Raw genomic sequence first — 22,448 nt, forward strand, 5'->3', positions numbered from 1 at the left:
GGCTGATGCTGGAATTTGGCGCACGCCGACCACAGGGTCCGGCGACACATGGGCACTATTCTTGCACACAAAAACGTGAGCATTCCGTCAGGTTCGGGTTCGTGCCCGATTTTCGGCGTGTCGCGGGAGAAAGTCCCAGGTCGCCGGGGATATGTGACAGAGGTTACCCCGCTCAGGCCTCCTCGCCCCGGGCGATGGGCATGCGCACCATGTTGCCCCACTCGACCCAGGAGCCGTCGTAGTTGCGGACCTTCTCGAAGCCCAGCAGGTACTTGAGCACGAACCAGGTGTGGGCCGAGCGGTCGCCCAGGTGGCAGTAGAGGATGGTGTCGGCCGACGGGTCGAGATCCCGGAAGATCTCGGACAGTTCCGCGCGGGAGCGGAAGCTGGAGTTCGGCCGCACCGTGCGGTCCCAGGGGATGTTCAGCGCCGAGGGGATGTGGCCGCCGCGCTGCACGCTGCCCGCGCGGGGATCCCCCTCGGAGAAGCTGGAGCCGGAGTACTCGTCCGCGGAACGCACGTCGAGGATCGGGATGGTGCCGATGGCGGAGAGGACGTCCGCGACGAAGACACGCTGGATATCGTCCCGGCGCTCGACGACGGGGTAGTCGGTGGCCGGGTAGTCCGGCACGGCGAAGGAGGTGTCGCGCTCCTCGGCCATCCAGGCGTCGCGGCCACCGTCGAGGAGGCGGACGTCCTCGTGGCCGAACAGCTCGAAGATCCACAGGGCGTAGGCCGCCCACCAGTTGGACTGGTCGCCGTAGATGACCACGGTGTCGTCGCGGGCGATGCCCTTCTCGCTCATGAGGCGGGCGAAGGCCTCGCCGTCGATGAAGTCACGCGTGACGGGATCGTTGAGGTCCTTGTGCCAGTCGATGCGCACGGCGCCGGGGATGTGGCCGATGTCGTAGAGCAGGGCGTCCTCGTCGGACTCGACCACGCGTAGGCCCGGGGTACCCAGGCGGGCGGACAGCCAGGAGGCGGACACCAGGCGCTCGGGCCGGGCGTACTCCTGGAATTGGGGATACGGGTCGAACGGAGCGGCCACGCGTCTCACGCCTTTCTCTGATGGGGGCGGTTGTAGTGTGCACGGAAATTCCGGACGCGCCGGTCTTCCGCACTGTTGCGGTTCCAAGATTAGTGCCTGGGCCGGACCGGCGCGGTTTCCGGTCACCCGGCAGGGAAGAATGTGGCCTTTGTTACCACTGCTGCGCGCCGCGCGGGAGCGCCGGAGCTGCTCCCGTAAAATCGCTGGTGACAAGGCTTTCCGTCCCCGGTAAGCTGCAGATAACCTTCACAGAGAGGGGTGGACGTGCACAAGGCCATCGTCGTCTTCGAGGTCGAGGGCGGTTCCGACAAGTACATCGACGGTCACCGCAGGGACACCATGCCGATCGTCAACGCGATCAAAGCCGCCGGCTGGCACGCCGAGGTCCTCTACTTTCGTCCCGAGTGGACCGAGGATCTCTTCCTCCACGTCTCGCAGAACTTCGACGCCTACATCTCCCGCGTCAACCCGGGCAACGTCCCCGGTGGCGAGAAGGGCTACTTCGATCTGCTGACCCGGCTGTCCGCGGCCGGTCTGGTCGGGATGTCCACCCCGGCCGAGATGATGTCCTACGGCGCCAAGGACGCCCTGGCGAAGCTCTCGGACACCGGCCTGGTGCCCGCCGACACCGCCGCCTACTACGATGTCGACTCCTTCCACGAGTCCTTCCCGACGTCGCTGTCCCACGGCGAGCGTGTGCTCAAGCAGAACCGCGGCTCCACGGGCACGGGTATCTGGCGCGTGCAGCTGGTGGACAGGGAACTGGCCGCGCGGATCGAGCCGGGCATCCCCGTGCCGCCGGAGACGAGGATCCGCTGCACCGAGGCCGTGGACAACCACAGCGAGATCCGCGAGCTCGGGGAGTTCATGGACTTCTGCGACCAGTACATCATCGGCGACAACGGCATGCTGGTGGACATGCGCTTCCTCCCGCGCATCGTCGAGGGTGAGGTCCGCATCCTGCTCGTCGGTCCGCGCCCGGTCTTCGTCGTGCACAAAAAGCCCGCCGAGGGCGCCGACAACTTCTCCGCCACCCTGTTCTCCGGCGCGCGCTACACCTACGACCGCCCCGGGGCCTGGCAGGACCTGATCGACCTGTTCGCCGACGCCCGCCCCGTCCTCGCCGGGAAACTCGGCGGCGACGACATCCCGCTGATCTGGACCGCGGACTTCATGCTTGACGACGCCCCCGACGGGGCCGACGCCTACGTGCTCGGCGAGATCAACTGCTCCTGCGTCGGCTTCACCTCCGAGCTGGACATGGGCATCCAGGAGCTGGTGGCCCGGGAGGCCATCGAGCGGGTGGAGCGCGCCCACGGCTTCACCGGGGACGAGCCGGCCTGAGTTCGGGGCTACCGCGACGACAACGACGACAGTGACGACAGTGACGACAGGACCGGCGCTTCCGTACCCCGGTAGGCGTCGGCGATCCGCCCCACCGCGGGTGGGGCGGGGGCGACAGCGTCCGGCTGGCCGAGCAGGGTGACGGTGGAGGCGAAGCTGATGTCCGTGTCCGGGCCCTTGAACCAGTCGGCGGTGTAGACGCCGACGGTGCGGCCGTCGATCCAGGCGGGGCCGCCGGAATCCCCGGGCAGCGCCGCCAGGCCGGGCGTCGTCACGAGTACCTCGCCGTCCCGGCCCATGACGGTGCCGCAGCGCACCCGGTCGGAGACCTGCCCGTACGCGCAGATTTCGTCACCGGCCCGCGGCGGTTCGTCGTCACTGACGGGTGGGGCCGCGAAGATGTTCGCGCCCAGCAGCGCGGGGTTGACCCCGGTGATGGCGCCGATGTCGTTGCGTGCGGTGCCCGCCTCGTGGGAGGTGGAGAAGAAACCGAGGTAGCGGCGGGTCCCGTCGGTCCGGACATGGTAGAACGGGTCGCCGTCGGCGCCGCAGTGCCCCGCGGTGTGCAGCGTGTTGTTCTCGTGGTCGACCAGCCCCACGGTGCAGGAGAGCCGGTTGCGGGCGTTCTGGATCTTCTCGCCCTGGTCCACGAGGTGGTCGTCCCGGTCCGCGTCCGTGGTGACTACGGAGGCGGGGGCGGCGGGCAGGGGACCGGACAGGATGAAGGCCGCGGCCGTCAGGAAGGACAACGCCGCACGTCGGGAGTTTCGGGGCATGGGTAGCCACCTTAGGCTCTCCCGGATCCTCCCCGGCCGTGCGCTCCCGTATCCACGAACCCCGGTTCCTTCTGCGCGCTCCGCAGAGGAACCGGGGTTTCGGGATGTCCGGAAGGGGCGGCACCGCCCCTGTGAGCTAATTGTCCAGCAGACGTCCCACCGAGTCCGGGTCGGCGTCGGAGAGCATCTGGCGGCAGCGGTCGTACTCGTCGGTCTCGCCGATCAGCTGGGCCGCGCGGGCGAGGGCGGCGATGGCGCGCAGCACGCCCTGGTTCGGCTCGTGCGACCACGGCACCGGGCCCCAGCCCTTCCACTTGTTGGCGCGCAGGCGGTCGAGGCTGCGGTGGTAGCCGGTGCGGGCGTAGGCGTAGGCGACGAGTTTCTCGTCGTCGCTCGAGGCGGACTCGATGGCGCGTTCCGCGCGGGTGGCCCACACCAGGGGGCTGTCCGGGTGGGCGAGGGCGGTCGCCGGGGCCGCCGGGTCGAGGGTGGCCGCCGGATCGGCGGGTAGTTCCACGGGCGGCGGGGCGAGCATGTCGTTGATCTCCATGTCCTCCCACCCTAGCGCCGGAATCCTGTACCGGGTGGGGCCGTGTGTACCCTGATACGGGTTAACGGCCGAAAAGAGGAAGATGCACGCGGTAAAGACGGACACGGGTAGGGCGCTGCGGACGGTTCCCTACCGCTACGATCTCGACGGACTGCGCGGCATCGCCATCGCGTTCGTCGTCCTCTTCCACGTCTTCGTCGGCCGGGTCTCCGGCGGCGTCGACGTCTTCCTGCTGCTGTCGGGCTACTTCTTCCTCGGCTCGCAGCTGCGCTACGCCCCCCGGCCGGACGCCTCCGCCAACCCGTGGTGGCCGGTCTGGCGCACGATCCGCCGGCTCACCCCGGCGCTGGTCGTGGTGCTGGGGGCCAGCGCGATCATCGGCCTGCTGTTCGCCCCGCAGCTGCGGCGGACGGAGATCGTCGAGCAGTTCACGGCCAGCCTGCTGTACTTCCAGAACTGGGAACTGGCGGCGCAGGACGCCGACTACAACGTCGCCTCCGGCACCGTGAGCCCCCTGCAGCACCTGTGGTCGATGTCGGTGCAGGGGCAGTTCTATCTGGTGGCGATCGCCCTGGCGATGGTGATCATCTGGCTGCGGCGCAGCGGCCGGGACCTCAGCCGCTGGGTGGGGCCGCTGCTGATCGTGGTCACCGTGGTCTCCTTCGCCTACGCCTGGTGGCTGCACGGCGCGAACCAGCCGCTGAACTACTACTCCACCTGGACGCGGATGTGGCAGATGACCCTCGGTGGTCTGCTCGCCCTCTACGGTTCGCGCCTGACGGTGGCGCCGTGGCTGAAGGAGGTCTTCACCTGGATCGGCCTGGCGATGGTGCTGACCACCGGTCTGCTCTTCGACGGCGCCGCGGTCTTCCCGGGCCCGGCCGCCCTGTACCCGATCGGCGGTGCGGTCCTGGTCATCCTCGGCGGGGGCCGGCTGGCCGGGGTGCTGGGCAACCGCTTCATGCGCTGGCTCGGCGACATCGCCTACCCGCTGTACCTGTGGCACTGGCCGCTGCTGATCATCGCGCTGGTGGTCCTCGGCCGGGAGACCTCCGGCCCGGTGCTGGGTGTCGTGATCGTGGCGGTCTCGCTGGTGCTGGCGGACCTGACCCACCGCGTCGTCGAGAAGCCGCTGCGTCAGCACGCCAAGCGGCCGGTGCGGGATGAACGCCGCGCCCGCCGGGCATGGCACGAACTGTCGGTCTCGCGCGCCCCGCGCCGGCGGGCCGTCGCCGGTGGGACGCTGGCCGTGGTGCTGGTCGGTCTGCTGGCCGTGCAGGCGGTGTGGCAGGTCCGGCTGTCGTCCATCGAGAACGTGCGCCTCGACCCCGACCGCTACCCCGGGGCGATGGCCCTGACGGGCACGCCGGCGCCGGACGTGAATCCCCGGCCGAACCCGGAGCTGCTGGGGCCGACGACGGTCTCGCGTATCTGGACCGACGGCTGCATGTCCCGCTTCGGCGAGGACCCGACGATCCTGCCCGTCGACGAGCGCGGCGGGGACTGCATCTACGGTGACCCCGACTCCACCTTCGACGTCTACCTCGTCGGCGGCTCCCACTCGGAGCAGTGGATCACCCCGCTGCACGCCCTCGGCGAGGAGCACGGATTCCGCATCATCCCCCTGGTGCGGCAGAGCTGCCCGACGTTCGTCACCGACCTCGACGGCATCTTCGGCGAGGACTGCCGGCTGTTCAATCAGCAGGTGACCGAGCGACTGGCGGAGGCCGACCCGGATCTGGTGATCTCCACGACGACGCGCCCGCTCATCGAGTCCGGCTCGAGCCGGGAGACGGTCCCGGCGTCCTACGTGACGTTCTGGGAGTTCCTCGCGGAGCAGGGAATCCCGTTCGCCGGGCTGCGCGACAACCCGTGGAAGACCTTCCCGGACGGCAGCCCACTCAGCATTCCGCTGTGCATGCTGGACATCGATGACATCCACGCATGCGGCGTGGCCTACGACGACTTCTACCAGGAGACCGACCCGGCGGCGGCCTACCTGGACCCGATGCGCGGCATGAAGGCGATCGACACCTCCGAGTGGCTCTGCCGCGACGGCCACTGCCCGGCGGTCATCGGCAACATCTTCGTCTACCGCGACAGCAACCACCTGTCGAACCAGTACGCCTACTCCACCGCCCCGCTGCTGTGGGCGGAGATCGGCGGGTTCTTCCCGCGGTAGGGCGCGGCCGACTGTGGAGCTTCGGTGTGCCGGGGGCCGAGGCCTGGGGGCTGAACCCCGCGATCAATTCCACGCATCCACCTACCGAATGCGGGGTTTGACGCTCCCTGGAGAGGGTCCTTGCGTGGATCTGATCGCAGGGAACGCGGGTTTATCGCCGGCTCAACTCAACGTGCGCGGGCCGGCGCCGAGGCCGGCGAGGTGCCGAAAACAGCCGGAGGCCCTCAGCGCGTCCAGAAGCTGCTGGCGTCCAGCCCGAACCCGTACAGGGCGCGGCGCAGCAGCGGCAGGGACAGCCCGATGACCGAGGAGGGGTCGCCCTCGATGCGGTCGATGAACCAGCCGCCGAGGGCCTCCAGGGTGAAGGCGCCGGCGCACTCCAGCGGCTCACCGGAGCGGGCGTAGGCGGCGATGTCGTTCTCGCTGGCCTCGGCGAAGCTCACGGTGGTCCGGCGGGTCTCCACCACGCGCTGCTCGCCGTGGATGATGCAGTGGCCCGTCAGCAGCTCGGCGGTCTTGCCCGCCTGGGCGCGCCAGCGTTCCACGGTCGCCTCGACGGTGTGGGGCTTGCCCTGCAGCTGCCCGTCGAGCAGCAGCATGGAGTCGCAGCCCACGACCACGTCGGAAGGGTATGACGGCGCGACCACCTCGGCCTTGGCCGCGGCCAACGCCGCGACGACGTCGGCGGGCGGGGCGCCGGCGAGCGAGGCCTGGATGGCCTCCTCGTCGACGTCCGCGGGGTGGGTCACCGGCTCGACTCCCGCGGCTTCGAGGATCATCCGGCGGGAGGGGGAGGCGGAGGCGAGTACCAGGCGCATCAGAAGTAGGTGACGTTGCGGAAGGCGTTCGGGTTGTAGAGCGCGGGGCGCTGGAGGCGGTCCTCGGGACGTCCCCACATGTTGCGCTCGCGGGAGTCGGTGGCGGCGGGCTTCTTGCCGGCCAGGGAGGTGATCACCGCGGTGAGGGCGGCGAGCTCGGTGGCGTCCGGGTTGCCCTTGAGCACGCGGAACAACGGCTTGTCGGTGGTGGTGGTCACTAAACGCTCCTTACAGCGGGATGTTTCCGTGCTTCTTGGCGGGTGCGGCGACGACCTTGCGGTCGAGCAGCCGCAGGCCCTCGACCAGCTGGCCGCGGGTCTGCGACGGCGGGATGACCGCGTCGACCAGCCCGCGCTCGGCGGCGAGGTAGGGGTTGATGTGGCTCTCGGCGTACTCGGCCTCGAGCTGGGCGGCCTTCTCCGGGTCGGCGGCCTTCTCGCCGTGGATGGCGCGGACGGCGGCCGGGGCCTCGGTGACGGCGATCTCGGCGGTCGGCCACGCGTAGACGAGGTCGGCGCCCATGTCCTTGGAGCCCATGACCACGTACGCCGGGCCGATGGCCTTGCGGGTGATCACGGTGATCTTGCCGACGCTCGCCTCGGCGTACGCGTAGGCGAGCTTGGCGCCGCGGCGCACGACGCCGCCGTGCTCCTGGTCCTCACCCGGCAGGAAGCCGGGGGTGTCCACGAACTCGACGACGGGGAGGTTGAAGGCGTCGCAGGTGCGGATGAACCGGGCGGCCTTCTCGGAGGCCACCGCGTCCAGGCAGCCGGCCAGCTCGGTGGGCTGGTTGGCCACGACGCCGATCGAGCGGCCCTCGACCCGGGCGAAGCCGGTGACGATGTTCGCGGCGTAACCGGGCTGCAGCTCGAGGAACTCGCCGTCGTCGGCGACGCGGGTGACGACCTCGCGGATGTCGTAGGTCCCGGCCGCGGAGTCCGGGATCAGCGAGTCCAGCTCCAGATCGGTGTCGGTGATGTTCTCGGTCACGGCACCGCTCATCGGCTCGGCGTCGGTGCGCGGGGCCTCGGCCCGGTTGTTCACCGGCAGGTAGGCCAGCAGCTCACGGGTCAGGGTCAGCGCTTCGGCGTCGGTGGCGGCGGTGGCGTGCGCGGTACCGGAGGTGGTGGCGTGGACCTGCGCGCCGCCGAGGGAACCGGCGGTGGCCGGCGTGCCCGTCACCGCGGTGACGACGTCCGGAGCGGCCAGGTGCAGGCTGGACCTGTCGTCGACCATGACGACCAGGTCGGCGAAGGCCGGGGCCAGGGCGTGCAGACCGGCGTTCTCGCCGACGACCACGGCGACCTGCGGGATGAGACCGGAGGCGGCCGTCGCGCGGGCGAAGATCTTCGAGTACATCGCCAGCGTGACCACGCCCTCGGCGACACGCGCGCCGGCACCCTCATGGATGCCGATGATCGGCACGCCGGTCTTGGTGGCCAGGTCGTAGATCTTGATGATCTTCTCGCCGTGGACCTCGCCGAGGCCGCCCTCGAAGACGGTGGCGTCCTGGGAGAAGACGCAGACCTTGCGGCCACCGACGGTGCCGAAGCCGGTGACGACGCCGTCGGTTACCGGACGCGTGGCGTCCAGGCCGAACTCGGTGGAGCGGTGGCGCGCCAGGGCGTCGGTCTCCACGAAGGATCCCTCGTCGAGCAGGTGGACGATCCGCTCCCGGGCGGTCCGGTCGCCGGCGGCGTGGGTCGCCTCGACGGCGTCGGTTCCCACCGGGGCCTCAGTCTCCGCCAGGCGTCCGCGCAGGTCCGCGAGCTTGCCGGCGGTGGTGGTGAGATCAGGGGAGGAGGCAGTCATGGTCACTTAGTCTAGGTCGTCGTCCGGCGGCTGTTGCAACGACGCCGGAAAACCGTGGGCGGACAGGGGACAGGGCAGAAGAAAACCGACGGTACGGGCGCACCGTCGGTCCTTCCGGGGCCGGGGCCTACAGCGGGATGTTGCCGTGCTTGCGGGCCGGGCGGGTGACGTTCTTGTCCTTGTACAGGCGCAGGTTGCGGGCGATCATGCCGCGGGTCTCGCTCGGCAGGATGACCGAGTCGATGAGCCCGCGCTCGGCGGCCTTGTACGGGTTGAGCATGTGGTCCTCGTACTCGCGCTCGAAGGACTTGGCCAGCTCGTCGACGTCCAGGCCCTTCTCGCGGGCCTCCTTGAGCTCCTTGCGGTAGATGAAGCCCACGGCGCCGGAGGCGCCCATGACGGCGATCTGGGCGGTCGGCCACGCCAGGTTGACGTCGGCGCCCAGCCCCTTGGAGCCCATGACGCAGTAGGCGCCGCCGTAGGCCTTGCGCATGGTCACGGTGATCTTCGGGACGGTGGCCTCGCCGTAGGCGTAGAGCAGCTTGGCGCCGCGGCGGAGGATGCCGCCGTACTCCTGATTCGCGCCCGGCAGGAAGCCCGGGACGTCGACCAGCATGACCACGGGGATGTTGAAGGCGTCGCAGGTGCGGATGAAGCGGGCGGCCTTCTCGGAGGAGTCGATGTCCAGGCAGCCGGCGAAGACGGACGGCTGGTTGGCGACGAAGCCGACGGACTGGCCCTCGATGCGGCCGAAGGCGATAACCACGTTCTCGGCGCGCTGGGCCTGGATCTCGAGGTACTCGCCGTCGTCGGTGAGGCACTCGATGATGTCGCGGACGTCGTAGGGCTGGGTCGGGGAGTCCGGGATGATCTCGTCGAGACGCAGGTCGTCGGCGGTGATGTTGTCGCCGACCGCGCCCTCGTCGGCGGTGTGGTCCTCGAAGGGGGCGAAGCTGCGGTTGTTGGACGGCAGGAAGCTGACCAGGTCGGAGACCCAGTCGAGGGCCTCCTCGTCGGACTGGGCGGTGAAGTGGGAGTTGCCGGCGGTGGCCATGTGGGTGGCGGCGCCGCCCAGCTCCTCCTGGGTGATCTCCTCGCCGGTGACGGTCTTGATCACGTCCGGGCCGGTGACGAACATCTTGGAGGTCTTGTCGACCATGACCACGAAGTCGGTCAGGGCGGGGGAGTAGGCGTTGCCGCCGGCGGAGGCGCCCATGATCACGGAGATCTGCGGGACGACGCCCGAGGCGTTGATGTTCTGGTAGAAGGTGCGGGCGATCATGTCCAGCGACACGGCGCCGTCCTGGATGCGGGCGCCGGCGCCCTCGTACAGGCCGATCAGCGGGCGGCCGGTGGTCACGGCCAGCTCCATGATCTTGATCATCTTCTCGCCGTAGACCTCACCCAGCGCGCCGCCGAAGACGGTGCCGTCCTGGGAGAAGATGCAGACCTCACGGCCGTCGATGGTGCCCCAGCCGGTGACGATGCCGTCGGTGGTCGGGCGCTTCTTGCCCATGCCGAAGTCGGTGGTCCGGTGCTTGGCGAGCATGTCGGTCTCGACGAAGGAACCCTCGTCGAGCAGGTAGTCCAGGCGCTCCCGGGCGGTCAGCCGGTTGGCGTCATGCACCTTCTCGACGGCCTTCTCGCCCATCGGGTAGGTGGCCTCGGCGCGACGGCGCTTCAGGTCGGCGATCTTGCCGGCGGTGGTGGACACGTCGGTCAGATTCTCGAGATCCGTCAAAGGTGAGGAAATGGTCATGTTTCGGAATCGTAGACGTATAACCCCACGGATTCCACAACCAAACACCCGTGATGAGTGTCACAATTGAGGAAATCGCAGGTGAGACGTTTTTCCGGGGGAAATAATAAGTTCGTGCCGTGACGAACTACGCTCAAGGGCGTGGATTTACCGCTGCTTCACACCCGTCTTCCCGGCTACGCGCGCGTCGACTACACCGACGACACCGGCTCGACCAACGCCGACCTGCTCGCCGACGCCTCGGCCCCGGCCTGGTCCGTCCTGCTCGCCGGCCACCAGTCCGCCGGCCGGGGTCGTCTCGGCCGCCCCTGGTCCGCCCCCGCGGGCACCCAGCTGATTCTCTCCGTGCTGCTGCGCCCGGAGGCCGCCGCACTGGAGCGGCTGGGAACGATTCCGCTGGCCACCGGCCTGGCGCTCACCGATGTCGTCGCCCCCGCCGGGCTGAAGTGGCCCAACGACGTGCTCATCGACGGCCGCAAGCTCTGCGGCATCCTCGCCGAGGCCGCCGGTCTGCCGGATGAACCGCGCGTGGTCATCGGGGTGGGGCTGAACGCGTTGCTGACCCGCGGACAGCTGCCCGTGCCGCACGCCACCTCCCTGGCGCTCGAGGGACTCATCGACGCCGACGCCGATCTCGATGACCTGGCCGTGGAGGTGCTCACCGCCCTGCGCCGACGCCTGGGCCAGTGGGAGACCGGGGACCCGGAACTGATGGCCGACTACCGCCGCGTGTGCACCTCGATCGGCCGGCAGGTGCGCGTCGAGCTGCCCACCGGCGACCTGCACGGCGACGTCCGCGGGGTGGCCGACGACGGCCGCATCATCGTCGCCGGGCCCGACGGGCGGGAGCATCTCCTGGCCGCCGGCGACGTCACCCACCTCCGGCGCAGCGATCAGTAGGTTGCCTGAAGTAAACTCACCGCCCATGGGACTGTTCCGACCCGGTGAAGGGGAAGTGGTGCGCGCCGATGTCACGTCGCCGCTGCGCTCCCTGACCTTCCCCGTGCTCGAACTCATCCTGATCACGGGACTGAGCTGGATCCTCATCGGCTGGCTCGACCGGCCCGAGGCGGTCGTCGACATGCAGCTGCGCAACGGCGTGGTCGTCGTGTGGTTCCTGCTGGCGCTGTGGCGCTTCGGGCTGCCGCTGCTGCGTTCCCGGCGCCGCCGCTTCATCGTCACCGACCGGCGCATTGTCGTCCGCGACGGGGCCCTGCGCTCCCGCGTCGATTCCATCCCGCTGCGTGACGTGCGCGCCGTCTCCCGCCGACGCCGCGGCATCTCCCTGGCCATCTCCGGCTTCGCCCGGCCCCTGTACTTCCCGGACGTGCCCAAGACGAAGAAGGTCGCCGGGCTGATCGAGTCCTCCCTGCCGCCGCGGCCCGGGCATTACCGGTGAGGTGCTGGGGCCGGGGTGCCGGTGCGCGGGGCCGAGATCACCTCGCCGAGATCACCTGACCGAGAGGGGTGGGTGATCTCGGTCCGGGGCGGCGCGCTTCACCGAGATCAGGTGGCGATCTCGGCGAAGGCCTCTCGGGCGGGTGATCTCGGGGAGGGCAGGTACGGGCGGCACCAGGCTTCCTTCGTCGCCCGCGGCAGGTCCGGCCGGGGCCTTCCTGACCGGACATTTCCGCTGACCGGACCGGTGGCTATAGTGGTGCGCGTGACTGAACCCGCAGGTAACCCCAGTGCCCATGCCCCCGGAATGCCCGTCGTCACCGTCCTCGGTGACGGCCAGCTGGCCCGGATGATGCAGACCGAGGCCATCGAGCTCGGCCAGTCCATCCGCCTGCTGGCGGGCGCGCCGGACTCCTCGGCCGCCCAGGTCGCCGCCGACGTCGTCATCGGCGACTACACCGATCTCGAGGATCTGCGCCGCGCCGTCGCGGGTGCGGACGCCGTGACCTTCGATCACGAGCACGTGCCCACCGAGCACCTGCGCACCCTCATCGGGGAGGGCGTCAACGTCCAGCCCGGTCCCGACGCGCTCGTCAACGCCCAGGACAAGCTGGTCATGCGGAAGAAGCTGCGCGAACTCGGCGCCCCGGTCCCGCCGTTCGCCGCGCTCGAGTCCGTGGCCGACGCCGAGGAGTTCTGGGACGCCGTCGACGGCGCCGTGTGCCTGAAGACCCGCCGCGGCGGCTACGACGGCAAGGGCGTGTGGTTCCCGTCCTCGAAGGAGGAGCTGCGCGACCTGGTCGCCGACCTGCTCGGCCGCGGCATGCCGCTGATGGCGGAGAAGAAGGTCGCCCTGACCCGCGAGCTGTCCGCCATGGTCGCCCGCACCCCGTCGGGGAGGACCGCACCCTGGCCGGTCGTCGAGTCCGTGCAGCGCAACGGTGTCTGCGCCGAGGCCGTCTCCCCGGCCCCGGGCCTGTCCGGGGAACTGGGCTCCCGCGCCCGCGACCTGTCCGTGCGTATCGCCGAGGAACTCGGCGTGACCGGGGTGCTCGCCGTGGAGCTCTTCGAGTTCACCGACGCCAACGGCCAGCCCGACATCGCCGTCAATGAGCTGGCCATGCGCCCGCACAACACCGGCCACTGGACCCAGGACGGCTGCGTGACCAGCCAGTTCGAGCAGCACCTGCGGGCCGTACTGGACTACCCGCTCGGTTCGACCGAGCCGACCGCACCGGTGACCGTGATGGCCAACGTGCTCGGCGCCGACTCCGATCCGGAGCTGCCCATGGCCCGCCGCACGGTCGATGTCTGGACCCGCTTCCCGGAGGCGAAGATCCACCTCTACGGCAAGACGCACCGACCGGGCCGCAAGATCGGCCACGTCAACCTCTCCGGCTCGGACGAGCCGCGCACCCGCCGCGAGGCGCAGCTGGCCGCCCACTACCTGGTCCACGCGGTGTGGGCTGACGGGTTCGTGGCGGAGTAGTCCTGCCGTGAATCCGCCCCCGGCCGGAATACTCCGCCGGGGTATTCCATCCCGCGGTGCGATGGGCGATCATGGAGGAACCACCACCCCCGGCGGCTCCGAGGAGACGAATCTCGTGAACATCGCAGTGACCACGCCCACCGGAAACGTCGGCTCCCGGGTCGTGCGCCTGCTCGTGCAGGCCGGGGTAAGGCCCGTCGTCCTGCTGCGCGACGCCGCCCGTCTCGACGCCGCGTTGCGCGGACGCTGCGAGATCCGTGAGGTCGACCAGGGGGACACGGAGGCGGTGGTGCGTGCCACCGCAGGCATTGACACGCTGTACTGGGTGAACCCACCGACGGATGACGACGACCCCCTCGCCGGCTCCATCCGGATGGGGGAGTCGGCGGCCGCCGCCGTGCGGGAGAACGCCATTTCCCGGGTGGTCTTCCAGAGCAGCGGCGGGGCCGAGGCCCGCTCCGGTTTCGGGGAGATCGACGGGCTCGGGCGCACCGAGGAGCTGCTCGACGCGACGGGCGCGCACGTGACCCACCTGCGGTGCGGCTATTTCTTCACCAACCTGCTCCTGGACCTCGAATCCGTGCAGGCGGGGGTCCTGGGCACCACGCTTCCCGTCGGCCACCGCATGCCCTGGGTGGATCCCCGGGACATCGGGGATGTCGCCGCGGCCCGCCTGTTGTCCACCGCCTGGACCGGCCGCCACACCCTCGGCGTCCACGGCCCGGCGGACCTGTCCTTCGCGGAGGCCGCCGCGATCCTGAGCACCGCCCTCGACCGCACCGTCGTCGCCGAGGAGATTCCGGAGGCGGAGGCCGCGGAGGCCATGCGCGCGGCCGGTCTCACCGCGGCGCAGATCGACGCTGCCCTGGGCATGTTCCGCGGCCAGCGCGGCTTCGCCCCCGAAAATCCCCGCGCACTCGTCACCACGACGCCCACCCCCTTGAGCGCCTGGGCCCATGCGGTACTCCGGCCCGCCCTGGCGGGCTGACATCCCCGGCTGCTCTGGCACAATCGAGGCGGACGAATCCCGCGCGCATAAAGGAGAACAAGCATGCAACCTCTCGTCGGCCTGATCATGGGCTCGGACTCCGACTGGCCCACCGTCGAGCCCGCCGCGCAGGTGCTCGCCGAGTTCGGCATTCCCCTGGAGGTCGGGGTGGTCTCCGCCCACCGCACCCCGGAGAAGATGCTCTCCTACGCGAAGGAGGCCCACGGGCGCGGGCTGAAGGTGATCATCGCCTGCGCCGGCGGCGCCGCCCACCTACCGGGCATGGTCGCCGCCGCGACCCCGCTGCCGGTGATCGGCATCCCGCGCGCGCTCAAGGATCTCGACGGACTGGACTCGCTGCTGTCGATCGTCCAGATGCCCGGCGGCGTGCCGGTGGCCACCGTGTCCATCGGCGGGGCGAAGAACGCGGGCCTGCTGGCCGTGCGGATCCTCTCCGCCGGTATCCCCGAGCTGCAGGACAGAATGGTCGCCTACCAGGAGAACATGGCCGCCGAGGTGGAGACCAAGGACGAGAACCTGCGTAAGAAGCTGATGGGGGAGTGACACCTCACCCGGTGCTCGTCCTGGGCAGCAGGACGAGAGGCGACCGTCCGGGGGCCATCCTCGCCTCCCGGCTGGAGCGCGCCCTACCGCTCATCGACGCCGCCGGCGTCGCCGTGGTCTCCGGCGCGGGGGAGGCCGGGGTCATGGCCGAGTGGCTGATCGACCACGGCGTCGACGCCGCCGCGATCCGCGAGGAACCCGAGGCCACCAGCACCAACGAGAACCTGGAGAAGGCCCACGCCCTCCTGCCGGACACGAGGTGCTGGACCGTGGTCACCAGTGACTTCCACGTGTGGCGCACCCGTCTGTGGGCCTGGCACCTCGGCATTCCCGTGCGCGTGGTCTCCGCCCGCACACCGACGCCCCGGCGGGGGAAGATGTACCTGCGCGAATGCTTCGCCCTGCCGCATTCGACGCTGCGCGTGCTGTGGCGGCGGTGGCGGGCCCGGGACTGACCTGTGAGACGCTGCCCGTCCTGGCAGGACTAGACGGGGGCCATGAGCTCATTCGCGCTGGAGAACCCGAACACCGGACGAACCGAAGAAACCTTCGACCGCTTTTCCGACGACGAGCGCGCCGCAGTGCTCGCCCGTGGCGTCGGTCTCTACGAGGAACGCTTCGACGAGCTCGCCGACCACATCGGCCGGGAGATGGGCAAGCTGACCCGCCGGGGCGTGGGCGAGTTCGTCAACGAGCACCTTGATCCGCGCCAGCGACCAGACGGATGCGGGGCAGTCGCCGGCGTAGCGGCTACGGCTGCCCGGGCTCCCCGCGCTTGACGACGCCGAGCATGACCTCCACGTAGCGTCCGGTCCGCCGTGTCTCCCGCAGGTGCAGCCGGTCACTGAGCACCTCCCGCGGCAGCAGGGGCCGGCCCGCGGGGAGGAAGACCGGGGCCATGGTCAGCACGATCTCGTCGAGGAGATCCTCGTCGAGGAACTGACCGGCCAGGTCCCCGCCGCCGAGCACCCAGACATCGCTGTCACCGGCGGCCGTGCGGACTTCCGGGAGAATCTCCGGAACGGTGCCATTGACCACCCGGATGTCCACGCCCGCCGGGACCGGAAGCTCCCGGCTGGAGAACACGAAGCCGGTGCGGTCGCCGTAGTACTCGCGCCACTTCTCCGGGCGATTGAGCAGGTCCATCTCCCGCAGCAGCCACTCGTAGGTGGTCGATCCCATCACGATGACGGAGATCGAGTCGAGGAAGGCGTCCATGTCGGGTTCCTGACCGCCGACGTCGAAGAGCCACTGCAGGGAATCGTCCTCGGTGGCCAGGAACCCGTTGAGGGTGGTGGCGGTGTTGTAGATGATCTTCACACCCCGGATCCTAGGGACGACGGGGCTTCAGCGGAACCGTCTTCCGTACCGCCAGGTGGCCACCGTGGCCACGACCAGGATGAGCGCGAGGACCGCCGGCCACACGGCGGGGTCGGGGGACAGCACGTTGATCACGGCCTGGACCACGGAGAGGAAGGCGAAGAACCCCAGGAATCCGGCGAAGGAATCCGTCTGCAGGCGGCGGCGCTCGTCACGGGAATGGTCCCGGGGGTTGTCCATGTCATGTCAGGTTAGCAGGGGGTTCTCCGGGATTCACCGGAAAGCCCCGCCCGCCTCACGGTCGCGGCCAGGGCCGCCCGGTGCGCTTTTCGATGGCCCGGTTCATCTTTCCCAGCAGGTCGGTGAAGGTCGCCAGTTCCCCGGCGCTCCAGTCCTCCAGGATCTCGGCGAGCTTCTCCCGGGTGGCGGCGCGCACCTCGTCGAGGACCTCGTCACCGACCGTGGAGTTGCGGAACTTTCGGGCGATGCCGCCCTCCGGATCGGGGATGCGTTCCGCGTACCCCTTCCGCAGCAGCGCGGCGGTCTGCCGGTTGAGGGTGGAGGCGTCCAGGCCGGTGACCGCGCTGAGCTCGCTGATGCTCGCCGGTCCGGAGGCCCGGAGCAGGCTCAGGAGTACGTAGGCACTCTGGTCGAGTGGGCCGCCCTCCTGTGTGGTCCGGCCGGTGAAGAGGGCCTGGTGTCGGCCGAAGACCATGTTCTCGTACTCGAGGTGGGGGATCGGATCGTCGGGCATGCCCCTCATTCTGCCACATATTATGCATAATGCACATGATCTGTATGGTGCACATTCATCTCCTCGGGAGCCGCCCCCGCACCGAAACCCGGGCTGATTGTCGCGGTGCTCGCCGGGAGGTGCGGCGGGAAGCCCACCCCCGCCCGGCACCAGGCTCCGGCGCCAGACCGGTACTTTAGGCCTTCACACCGCCGGCGGTCAGCCCGGAGACGATCCGGCGCTGGAAGATCAGCACCATGATGATCAGCGGGATGGTCACCAGCGCACCGGCGGCCATGGTGGAGGCGTACGGGTACTCGAAGGCGCTCGGCCCGGTGAAACGGGCGATGGCGACGGTCACCGGTTCAGTGGCGGTCGTCGACAGCTGCTGGGCGAGCATGTACTCGTTCCAGGAGGCGATGAAGGCCAGGATCGCGGTGGTGAACAACGCCGGCGCGGCCAGCGGCAGCAGCACCATCCGGAAGGCCTGTCCCCGGGAGGCGCCGTCCACGCGGGCGGCCTCCTCCAGCTCCCAGGGCAGCTGACGGAAGAAGGAGACCAGCGTGTAGATCGTCAACGGCAGGGCGAACGAGATGTTGGGGATGATCATCGCGCGGTAGGTGCCGATCCACCCCAGGTCACCGAAGAGCTGGAACAGCGGGGTGACCAGGGCGATGCCGGGGAACATCGACGCCGCCAGGATGACGCCGGTGACCAGGCCCTTGCCGGGGAAGTCCACCCGCGCCAGCGCGTAGGCGGTGAACACGCCGACCAGGACGGCCAGGACGGTCGTCGTCAGGGAGATGATCAGCGAGTTGCCGATCGCGGCGAGGAAGTCGTTGCCCTTGTCTGTGGCCAGGGCGTCGCGGAAGTTCTGCAGCGTGATGTGGGTGGGCCACGGGGTGGTGTCGAAGGTGAAGGTCGGATCGCGCAGGGCGACGACGACCATCCAGTAGAACGGGGCCAGGCCCCAGATCATGATGAAGACGACGCCCACGTAGTGGCCGATGGTGGAACGGGTGCGCGCGCTCATACGAAAGTCTCCTTGCCTGCGGCGACCTTGTCCGAGGTGGTCTCCTCCGCTTTCCGGAGGCGGCGTCTGATGAGCCCGATGACCGGGATCTCCCGTTTCTCCGTGTCCCGCTGGCCCGAGATGTCGGCGCCCATGAAGCGGATCATGATGAAGGCGACGGCGAAGATCAGCAGGAAGATCAGGGTGGACAGCGCCGAGGCCGAGTTGAAGTTGCCCTGCCGCATGTCCTCGACCACCAGCTGGGAGATGACCGCGGTGGGCGAGTTCGAGGACGAGGAGATCATGATCACCGGCAGGTCGTACATGCGCAGGGCGTCCAGGGTGCGGAAGAGTACCGCCACCATCAGTGCGGGGCGGACCAGCGGCAGGGTGATGCGGATGAACTGCTGCCAGCGCGACGCGCCGTCGACACGGGCGGCCTCGTAGACCTCCTTGGGGATCATCTGCAGGCCGGCGAGGATGAGCAGCGCCATGAACGGCGCGGTCTTCCACACGTCGGCCATGATGACGGCGAAGCGCGCCGCCCACGGATCGGTGGTCCAGGCGATGTCCGTGCCCAGCATCGAGTTCACGATGCCCTGCGGGGCGAAGATGAACTGCCACAGCTTGGCGGTCACGGCGGTGGGGATGGCCCACGGGATGAGCACCGCGGCACGGACCAGGGAGCGGCCGCGGTAGTTGCCGTTCATGATCAGGGCCATGATCATGCCCAGCACCGTCTCGAGCGTGACGGTGGCGACCGTGAAGAACAGGGTGATGCGCACCGCCGGCCAGAAATCGGTGGCGAGCACGCCCGGCGGACAGGTGGTCACGGCCCCCGACGGGCTCATGCACCGGTTGGTCAGCCAGTACAGGTAGTTGTCGAGCCCGGCGAACCCGCCCTGGACGAAGAGACCGGTGCTGGGGTCGAGGCCCCGATTGGCCTCGAACGACAGCCAGACGGCGCGCAGGATCGGGTACCCGATGACGATGGCGAGCACGATGAGCGCCGGGGCGATGAGCGGGGCGGCGCGCCGGATCTGTCTCGCGCGGGTGGCCATCGCGGACCTCCTCGTCGAAGTGGGGTGGGGAAGGGGCGGAAAACCGGGAACACCCGGGAACACCCGGGAACCTCGGGAACCTCGGAAACCACGGAAAACCCGCCCGCGGGCAGGTCTTCCGGTCACGGTCTCACGTGGTTCCCAACGGTGGTCACTGGTGTCACTGGCTGGCGTTCTCGATGGCGGCCTTCATGTCGGTGGTGGCGTCGTCGACGCTCTTGCCGGCGGTCAGGGCGGCGTAGGCGTTGTCCTGGATGGCCTTGGAGATCTCCGGGTAGAACGGGCTGACCGGGCGCGGGGCGGCGTTCTCCAGGGAGGTCTTCAGGGCCGGCAGGTACGGGAACTGCTCCACGAGCTGCTCATCGTCGTAGATGGAGGCCAGCACCGGCGGGAAGGACGCCTCCGCGAAGGACATCTGGTTCTCCTCGTTGATGATGAACTCCATGAAGTCGCGCGCGGTGGCCTTGTTCTCGGAGTTGATGTTGATGCCGTTGTTGTAGCCGCCCAGGGTGGACACGCCGACGCCGTCCTCGCCGACCAGCGGGGAGACCTCGACGTTGCCGGCGACCTGGGAGGCCTCGCCCTCGGCGTTGGAGTACATGTACGGCCAGTTGATGGCGTAGGCGGTGCGCCCCTCGGTGAAGGCCAGGTTGGTCTCCTCCTCGGTGGCGGCGGTGGAGTCCTGGGAGATGGTGCCGTCCTCGTACCCGTCGACCATGGCCTGCAGTCCGGCCCTGGCCTCCTCGGAGTCGACGGTGATGTTGCCGTCGTCGTCGAGGACGGAGCCGCCCCAGCCCTCCATGAAGCCGACGGTGTTGACGGTCAGGCCCTCGTACTGGCTCAGCTGCAGGGTCAGGCAGTCGACGCCCGTCTCCTCGGCGCTGGTGCAGGACTCGGCCAGCGCGGCCCAGTTCTCGGGCTCCTCCGGGATGATCTCGGTGTTGCGGAACAGCAGCTGGCCGTTGGTGTTCTGCGGCAGCGCGTAGAGGGTGTCGTTGTAGGTGGCGGACTCCACGGTCGCGTCCAGCAGGCCGGAGGTGTCGACCTCGAGGTCGCCCTCCAGCGGGGCCAGGTACTGGTTGGCGGCGAAGTCGGCGGTCCAGATGACGTCGAGTGCCATGACGTCGAAATCGGAGTTGCCGGCCTGCAGCGACTGCACGAGGGTCTCCCGCTGGGCGTCGGCCTCGCCCGGCAGCTCGCGGAGGGTGACCTCCTCGTCGGGGTGCTCCTCGTTCCAGGCCTCGATGATCGGGATGAGCTTGTCGGTGTCGTTGGCGCCCATCGCGAAGGTGATGGGGCCGCGGCCCGAGGTGTTTCCGGCGTCGGGGGTGGCGGTGTCGCCGTTGCCGGAGTCATCGGCGCAGGCCACCAGGGCGGCCCCGGCCAGGGCGGTGGTGGCCAGGGTGATGCCGGCCTTACGGATCAGGGAGAGCTTCATCTGCGTGCACCTTTCGGAAGACTGAGATGCCCTTAGATTAGTGAAATAAAACACCCCCAATGACGCGAATCACACAGATCACCCCCGAGGGGGGAGTTTCCGCGTCACGCCCGTCCGCTCAGGGCAGGCGCAGGCCCGTCCCCGGATCGAAGCGGTGGGCGGCGGCCGGGTCATAGGCCATCCGCACCGTGGCGTCGCGGGCGGGCACCGGCTCGTCGCCGACGCGTGCGACCAGGCGATCGCCCCCGCAGGAGGCGTAGACGTAGGACTCGGAACCGAGCTCCTCGATCAGCTCGACGGTGCCCTCCCGCAGGACCCAGCCCTCGGGTGCCCCCGACGCGGCGTTGAGCACGCGCATGTGCTCTGGGCGCACGCCCAGGGTCACGCCGTCGCCGGGGAAGATGTTCATCGCGGGGGAGCCGATGAAGCCGGCGACGAACTCGTTGACGGGGGCGTCGTAGAGCTCGCGCGGCGGGGCCACCTGCTGGAGGACGCCGTCCCTGAGCACGGCGACCCGGTCGCCCATGGTCATGGCCTCCACCTGGTCGTGGGTGACGTACACGGTGGTGGTGCCCAGGCGCCGCTGCAGGGCGGCCAGCTCCGCGCGGGTCTGCACGCGCAGCTTGGCGTCGAGGTTGGACAGCGGCTCGTCCATCAGGAAGACCTTCGGGGCCCGGACGATCGCCCGGCCCATGGCCACGCGCTGGCGCTGGCCGCCGGACAGGTCCTTCGGCTTGCGGTCCAGGAACTCGGTCAGTCCCAGCAGTTCGGCGGCGTCGCCCACCTTCGCGTCGATCTCCGGCTGCGGCAGCTTCGCCAGTTTCAGGGCGAAACCCATGTTCCTGGCCACCGACAGGTGCGGGTAGAGGGCGTAGTTCTGGAAGACCATCGCGATGTCGCGGTCACCCGGCTCCACGCCGGTGACGTCCTGGCCGTCGATGCGGATGGAGCCCTCGGCGACGTCCTCCAGGCCGGCGAGCGCACGCAGCGTGGTGGATTTGCCGCAGCCCGAGGGGCCGACGAGAACGAGGAACTCTCCGTCGGCGATCTCCAGGTCCAGCTCCCGCACGCTGGGGCGTTCGGCACCGGGGTAGCGGATGGAGACCTGATCGAATGTGACCGTTGCCATGTTCCAAGACGCTACCAGCCGCGCAGCTGGCAGGGGCGGGTTTTCCCGGGCGGGACGGGTCGGGCGGCCGCCTTCCGGAGCCTGCCGGAATAGGGCAACCCGATGACAATTTGAGCGGGTTGAAACATGCCCGGATTCACCGGAAAAGGGGACCGGAAGGCTGCCCGGGGATTATTACCCAGTGGCGACCTTCCTCCCCGGACCGGTCTGAAAATGAGCGGTTCGGCGGCGATCTGCGCGGATTGGAACCCGCCGGTGCGGCAAATCACAACCGCTTGGTGACCTTCTCCGCGCTCGCGATCTCATCCAGCCGGGCCGAGTCGACCAGCCCCGCGACGATGACGGTGGAACCGCCCGCGGCCAGGGGCTCGAGCACCTGGCGGGAGAAGCCGGCGCGGTCGGTCCAGCCGGTGGTCAGGAGGCGCTCCGGCCCGAGGTCGGTGGCCACGATCTCGGTCAGCGCGGGGGTGGGGTGGGGGAACTGGTCGCCGTAGAAGCGCACGGTCGGGCCGAAGTCGATCGCCCCGGCGGGCAGCTCGCCGCCGGTCTCCGTCACGCCGCGGCCGAAGGGATCGTCGGTGACCAGCACGAGGTCCGCGCCGTCCAGGTCGGCGAACTCCGCGGCGCGCTCGACGGAGGTGAACACCACGTCAACCTCCTCACCGTCCCCGTCGGTGGACGCGCGATCGTCGAAGCGCGTCTCGACGCCGGCGGCGAGCGCACCGAGCGCGATCGCGGCCGCCTGCCAGCCGACGGGCAGGGCGAGCAGGATGGCCGAGCCCTCCTCGAGGTCGAGCTCGTCGAGCAGCATGTTGCCGACCTTCGCCGTCCAGTTGTCCAGCGTCTGCGCGGAGAAGTCGAGGCGGGAGCCCTGCGATTCGTCGTAGACCGTCAGGCGCGGGGAAGAGGGGTCGGTGGACATCAGATGTGCGAGCAGCTCCATGTCTCCCCACTGTAGGCAGATCACGGTGCCCGGGCATGAAGACGGATTCCGCCACCCGGGACGGCACATTCACCTAAACTGCGG

Annotated in this window: 23 protein-coding genes and 1 pseudogene; 9 read left to right on the forward strand and 15 right to left on the reverse strand. The window is 69.5% G+C overall.

The features are described from left to right. Positions 1–172: 172 nt before the first annotated feature. The gene (locus A605_RS03415) at positions 173–1,048 is read right to left on the reverse strand and encodes a sulfurtransferase (protein WP_015400107.1); all 876 of its coding nucleotides are present in this window, start codon (positions 1,046–1,048) and stop codon (positions 173–175) included. A 264-nt stretch (positions 1,049–1,312) separates the two neighbouring features. On the opposite strand from A605_RS03415, the gene A605_RS03420 reads away from it, so the two are divergent. Next, the gene (locus A605_RS03420; RefSeq protein ID WP_027004565.1) at positions 1,313–2,392 is read left to right on the forward strand and encodes a Cj0069 family protein; all 1,080 of its coding nucleotides are present in this window, start codon (positions 1,313–1,315) and stop codon (positions 2,390–2,392) included. 8 nt (positions 2,393–2,400) lie between these two features. Here the strand turns inward: A605_RS03420 and A605_RS03425 are convergent, their stop codons facing one another. Both A605_RS03425 and A605_RS03430 read right to left on the reverse strand, forming a co-directional pair. Then, entirely contained in the window at positions 2,401–3,168 is a 768-nt protein-coding gene (locus tag A605_RS03425; protein WP_015400109.1) for a chymotrypsin family serine protease, read from the reverse strand. 136 nt (positions 3,169–3,304) lie between these two features. Next, positions 3,305–3,718, reverse strand: coding sequence for a DUF3151 domain-containing protein (locus A605_RS03430; protein WP_015400110.1), 414 nt, complete (start codon positions 3,716–3,718; stop codon positions 3,305–3,307). Between the two features lie 82 nt (positions 3,719–3,800). Between A605_RS03430 and A605_RS03435 the strand changes: the two genes are divergently transcribed. Beyond that, complete coding sequence (locus A605_RS03435; protein WP_015400111.1) at positions 3,801–5,900, forward strand: acyltransferase family protein; 2,100 nt, start codon at positions 3,801–3,803, stop codon at positions 5,898–5,900. 224 nt (positions 5,901–6,124) lie between these two features. On the opposite strand, the gene A605_RS03440 is transcribed toward A605_RS03435, so the two are convergent. The 4 genes from A605_RS03440 to A605_RS03455 form a co-directional block, all read right to left on the reverse strand. Beyond that, on the reverse strand, positions 6,125–6,718 hold the full coding sequence (locus A605_RS03440) for a Maf family protein (RefSeq protein WP_015400112.1): 594 nt from the start codon (positions 6,716–6,718) through the stop codon (positions 6,125–6,127). Continuing rightward, entirely contained in the window at positions 6,718–6,936 is a 219-nt protein-coding gene (locus A605_RS03445) for an acyl-CoA carboxylase subunit epsilon (RefSeq protein ID WP_015400113.1), read from the reverse strand. The genes A605_RS03440 and A605_RS03445 overlap by 1 nt, the downstream gene beginning before the upstream one ends. A gap of 10 nt (positions 6,937–6,946) precedes the next feature. Then, the gene (locus tag A605_RS03450; protein ID WP_015400114.1) at positions 6,947–8,530 is read right to left on the reverse strand and encodes an acyl-CoA carboxylase subunit beta; all 1,584 of its coding nucleotides are present in this window, start codon (positions 8,528–8,530) and stop codon (positions 6,947–6,949) included. Between the two features lie 127 nt (positions 8,531–8,657). Continuing rightward, positions 8,658–10,289, reverse strand: coding sequence for an acyl-CoA carboxylase subunit beta (locus A605_RS03455; protein ID WP_015400115.1), 1,632 nt, complete (start codon positions 10,287–10,289; stop codon positions 8,658–8,660). Positions 10,290–10,430: 141 nt separating this feature from the next. Here A605_RS03455 and A605_RS03460 point away from each other — a divergent pair, with 141 nt between their 5' ends. The 7 genes and pseudogenes from A605_RS03460 to A605_RS15235 all read left to right on the forward strand — a co-directional run. Next, positions 10,431–11,189 (forward strand): biotin--[acetyl-CoA-carboxylase] ligase, encoded by a 759-nt coding sequence (locus tag A605_RS03460; protein WP_015400116.1) that lies wholly within the window; start codon positions 10,431–10,433, stop codon positions 11,187–11,189. Between the two features lie 25 nt (positions 11,190–11,214). Next, entirely contained in the window at positions 11,215–11,688 is a 474-nt protein-coding gene (locus A605_RS03465; RefSeq protein ID WP_027004563.1) for a PH domain-containing protein, read from the forward strand. A 264-nt stretch (positions 11,689–11,952) separates the two neighbouring features. Then, positions 11,953–13,176 carry a 5-(carboxyamino)imidazole ribonucleotide synthase gene (locus A605_RS03470; protein ID WP_027004562.1) on the forward strand — a complete coding sequence of 408 codons (1,224 nt, stop codon included), beginning with the start codon at positions 11,953–11,955 and terminating at the stop codon, positions 13,174–13,176. A 115-nt stretch (positions 13,177–13,291) separates the two neighbouring features. After that, positions 13,292–14,164, forward strand: a complete 873-nt coding sequence (locus A605_RS03475) for an NAD(P)H-binding protein (RefSeq protein ID WP_027004561.1) — start codon at positions 13,292–13,294, stop codon at positions 14,162–14,164. A 63-nt stretch (positions 14,165–14,227) separates the two neighbouring features. Next, positions 14,228–14,728: a 5-(carboxyamino)imidazole ribonucleotide mutase gene (purE, locus tag A605_RS03480; RefSeq protein WP_015400120.1), complete on the forward strand. Its 501-nt coding sequence runs from the start codon at positions 14,228–14,230 to the stop codon at positions 14,726–14,728. Then, positions 14,725–15,183, forward strand: coding sequence for a YdcF family protein (locus A605_RS03485; RefSeq protein ID WP_034991233.1), 459 nt, complete (start codon positions 14,725–14,727; stop codon positions 15,181–15,183). The genes purE and A605_RS03485 overlap by 4 nt, the downstream gene beginning before the upstream one ends. Before the next feature lie 42 nt (positions 15,184–15,225). Continuing rightward, positions 15,226–15,396: pseudogene (locus A605_RS15235) on the forward strand (NAD-dependent succinate-semialdehyde dehydrogenase); the annotation flags it as partial. Positions 15,397–15,478: 82 nt separating this feature from the next. Here the strand turns inward: A605_RS15235 and A605_RS03495 are convergent. From A605_RS03495 to A605_RS03530, 8 genes are all read right to left on the reverse strand, one after another. Next, positions 15,479–16,048 carry a dihydrofolate reductase family protein gene (locus A605_RS03495; RefSeq protein WP_015400124.1) on the reverse strand — a complete coding sequence of 190 codons (570 nt, stop codon included), beginning with the start codon at positions 16,046–16,048 and terminating at the stop codon, positions 15,479–15,481. Positions 16,049–16,075: 27 nt separating this feature from the next. Further along, a complete protein-coding gene (locus A605_RS03500) occupies positions 16,076–16,288 on the reverse strand; it encodes a hypothetical protein (protein ID WP_015400125.1) in 213 nt (70 codons plus the stop codon). Positions 16,289–16,343: 55 nt separating this feature from the next. Next, on the reverse strand, positions 16,344–16,802 hold the full coding sequence (locus A605_RS03505; protein WP_015400126.1) for a MarR family winged helix-turn-helix transcriptional regulator: 459 nt from the start codon (positions 16,800–16,802) through the stop codon (positions 16,344–16,346). A 175-nt stretch (positions 16,803–16,977) separates the two neighbouring features. Beyond that, positions 16,978–17,814, reverse strand: a complete 837-nt coding sequence (locus A605_RS03510; protein WP_015400127.1) for a carbohydrate ABC transporter permease — start codon at positions 17,812–17,814, stop codon at positions 16,978–16,980. Next, positions 17,811–18,854, reverse strand: coding sequence for a carbohydrate ABC transporter permease (locus A605_RS03515; protein WP_015400128.1), 1,044 nt, complete (start codon positions 18,852–18,854; stop codon positions 17,811–17,813). Before A605_RS03515 ends, A605_RS03510 begins: the two co-directional genes overlap by 4 nt. A gap of 160 nt (positions 18,855–19,014) precedes the next feature. Then, positions 19,015–20,292, reverse strand: coding sequence for an ABC transporter substrate-binding protein (locus A605_RS03520; RefSeq protein WP_015400129.1), 1,278 nt, complete (start codon positions 20,290–20,292; stop codon positions 19,015–19,017). 118 nt (positions 20,293–20,410) lie between these two features. Continuing rightward, positions 20,411–21,421: an ABC transporter ATP-binding protein gene (locus A605_RS03525; protein ID WP_015400130.1), complete on the reverse strand. Its 1,011-nt coding sequence runs from the start codon at positions 21,419–21,421 to the stop codon at positions 20,411–20,413. Between the two features lie 265 nt (positions 21,422–21,686). Then, entirely contained in the window at positions 21,687–22,364 is a 678-nt protein-coding gene (locus A605_RS03530) for a TIGR03089 family protein (RefSeq protein WP_015400131.1), read from the reverse strand. Between the last annotated feature and the right edge of the window lie 84 nt (positions 22,365–22,448).

Origin of the sequence: Corynebacterium halotolerans YIM 70093 = DSM 44683 (assembly GCF_000341345.1) — a bacterium.
Taxonomy (GTDB): Bacteria; Actinomycetota; Actinomycetes; order Mycobacteriales; family Mycobacteriaceae; genus Corynebacterium; species Corynebacterium halotolerans.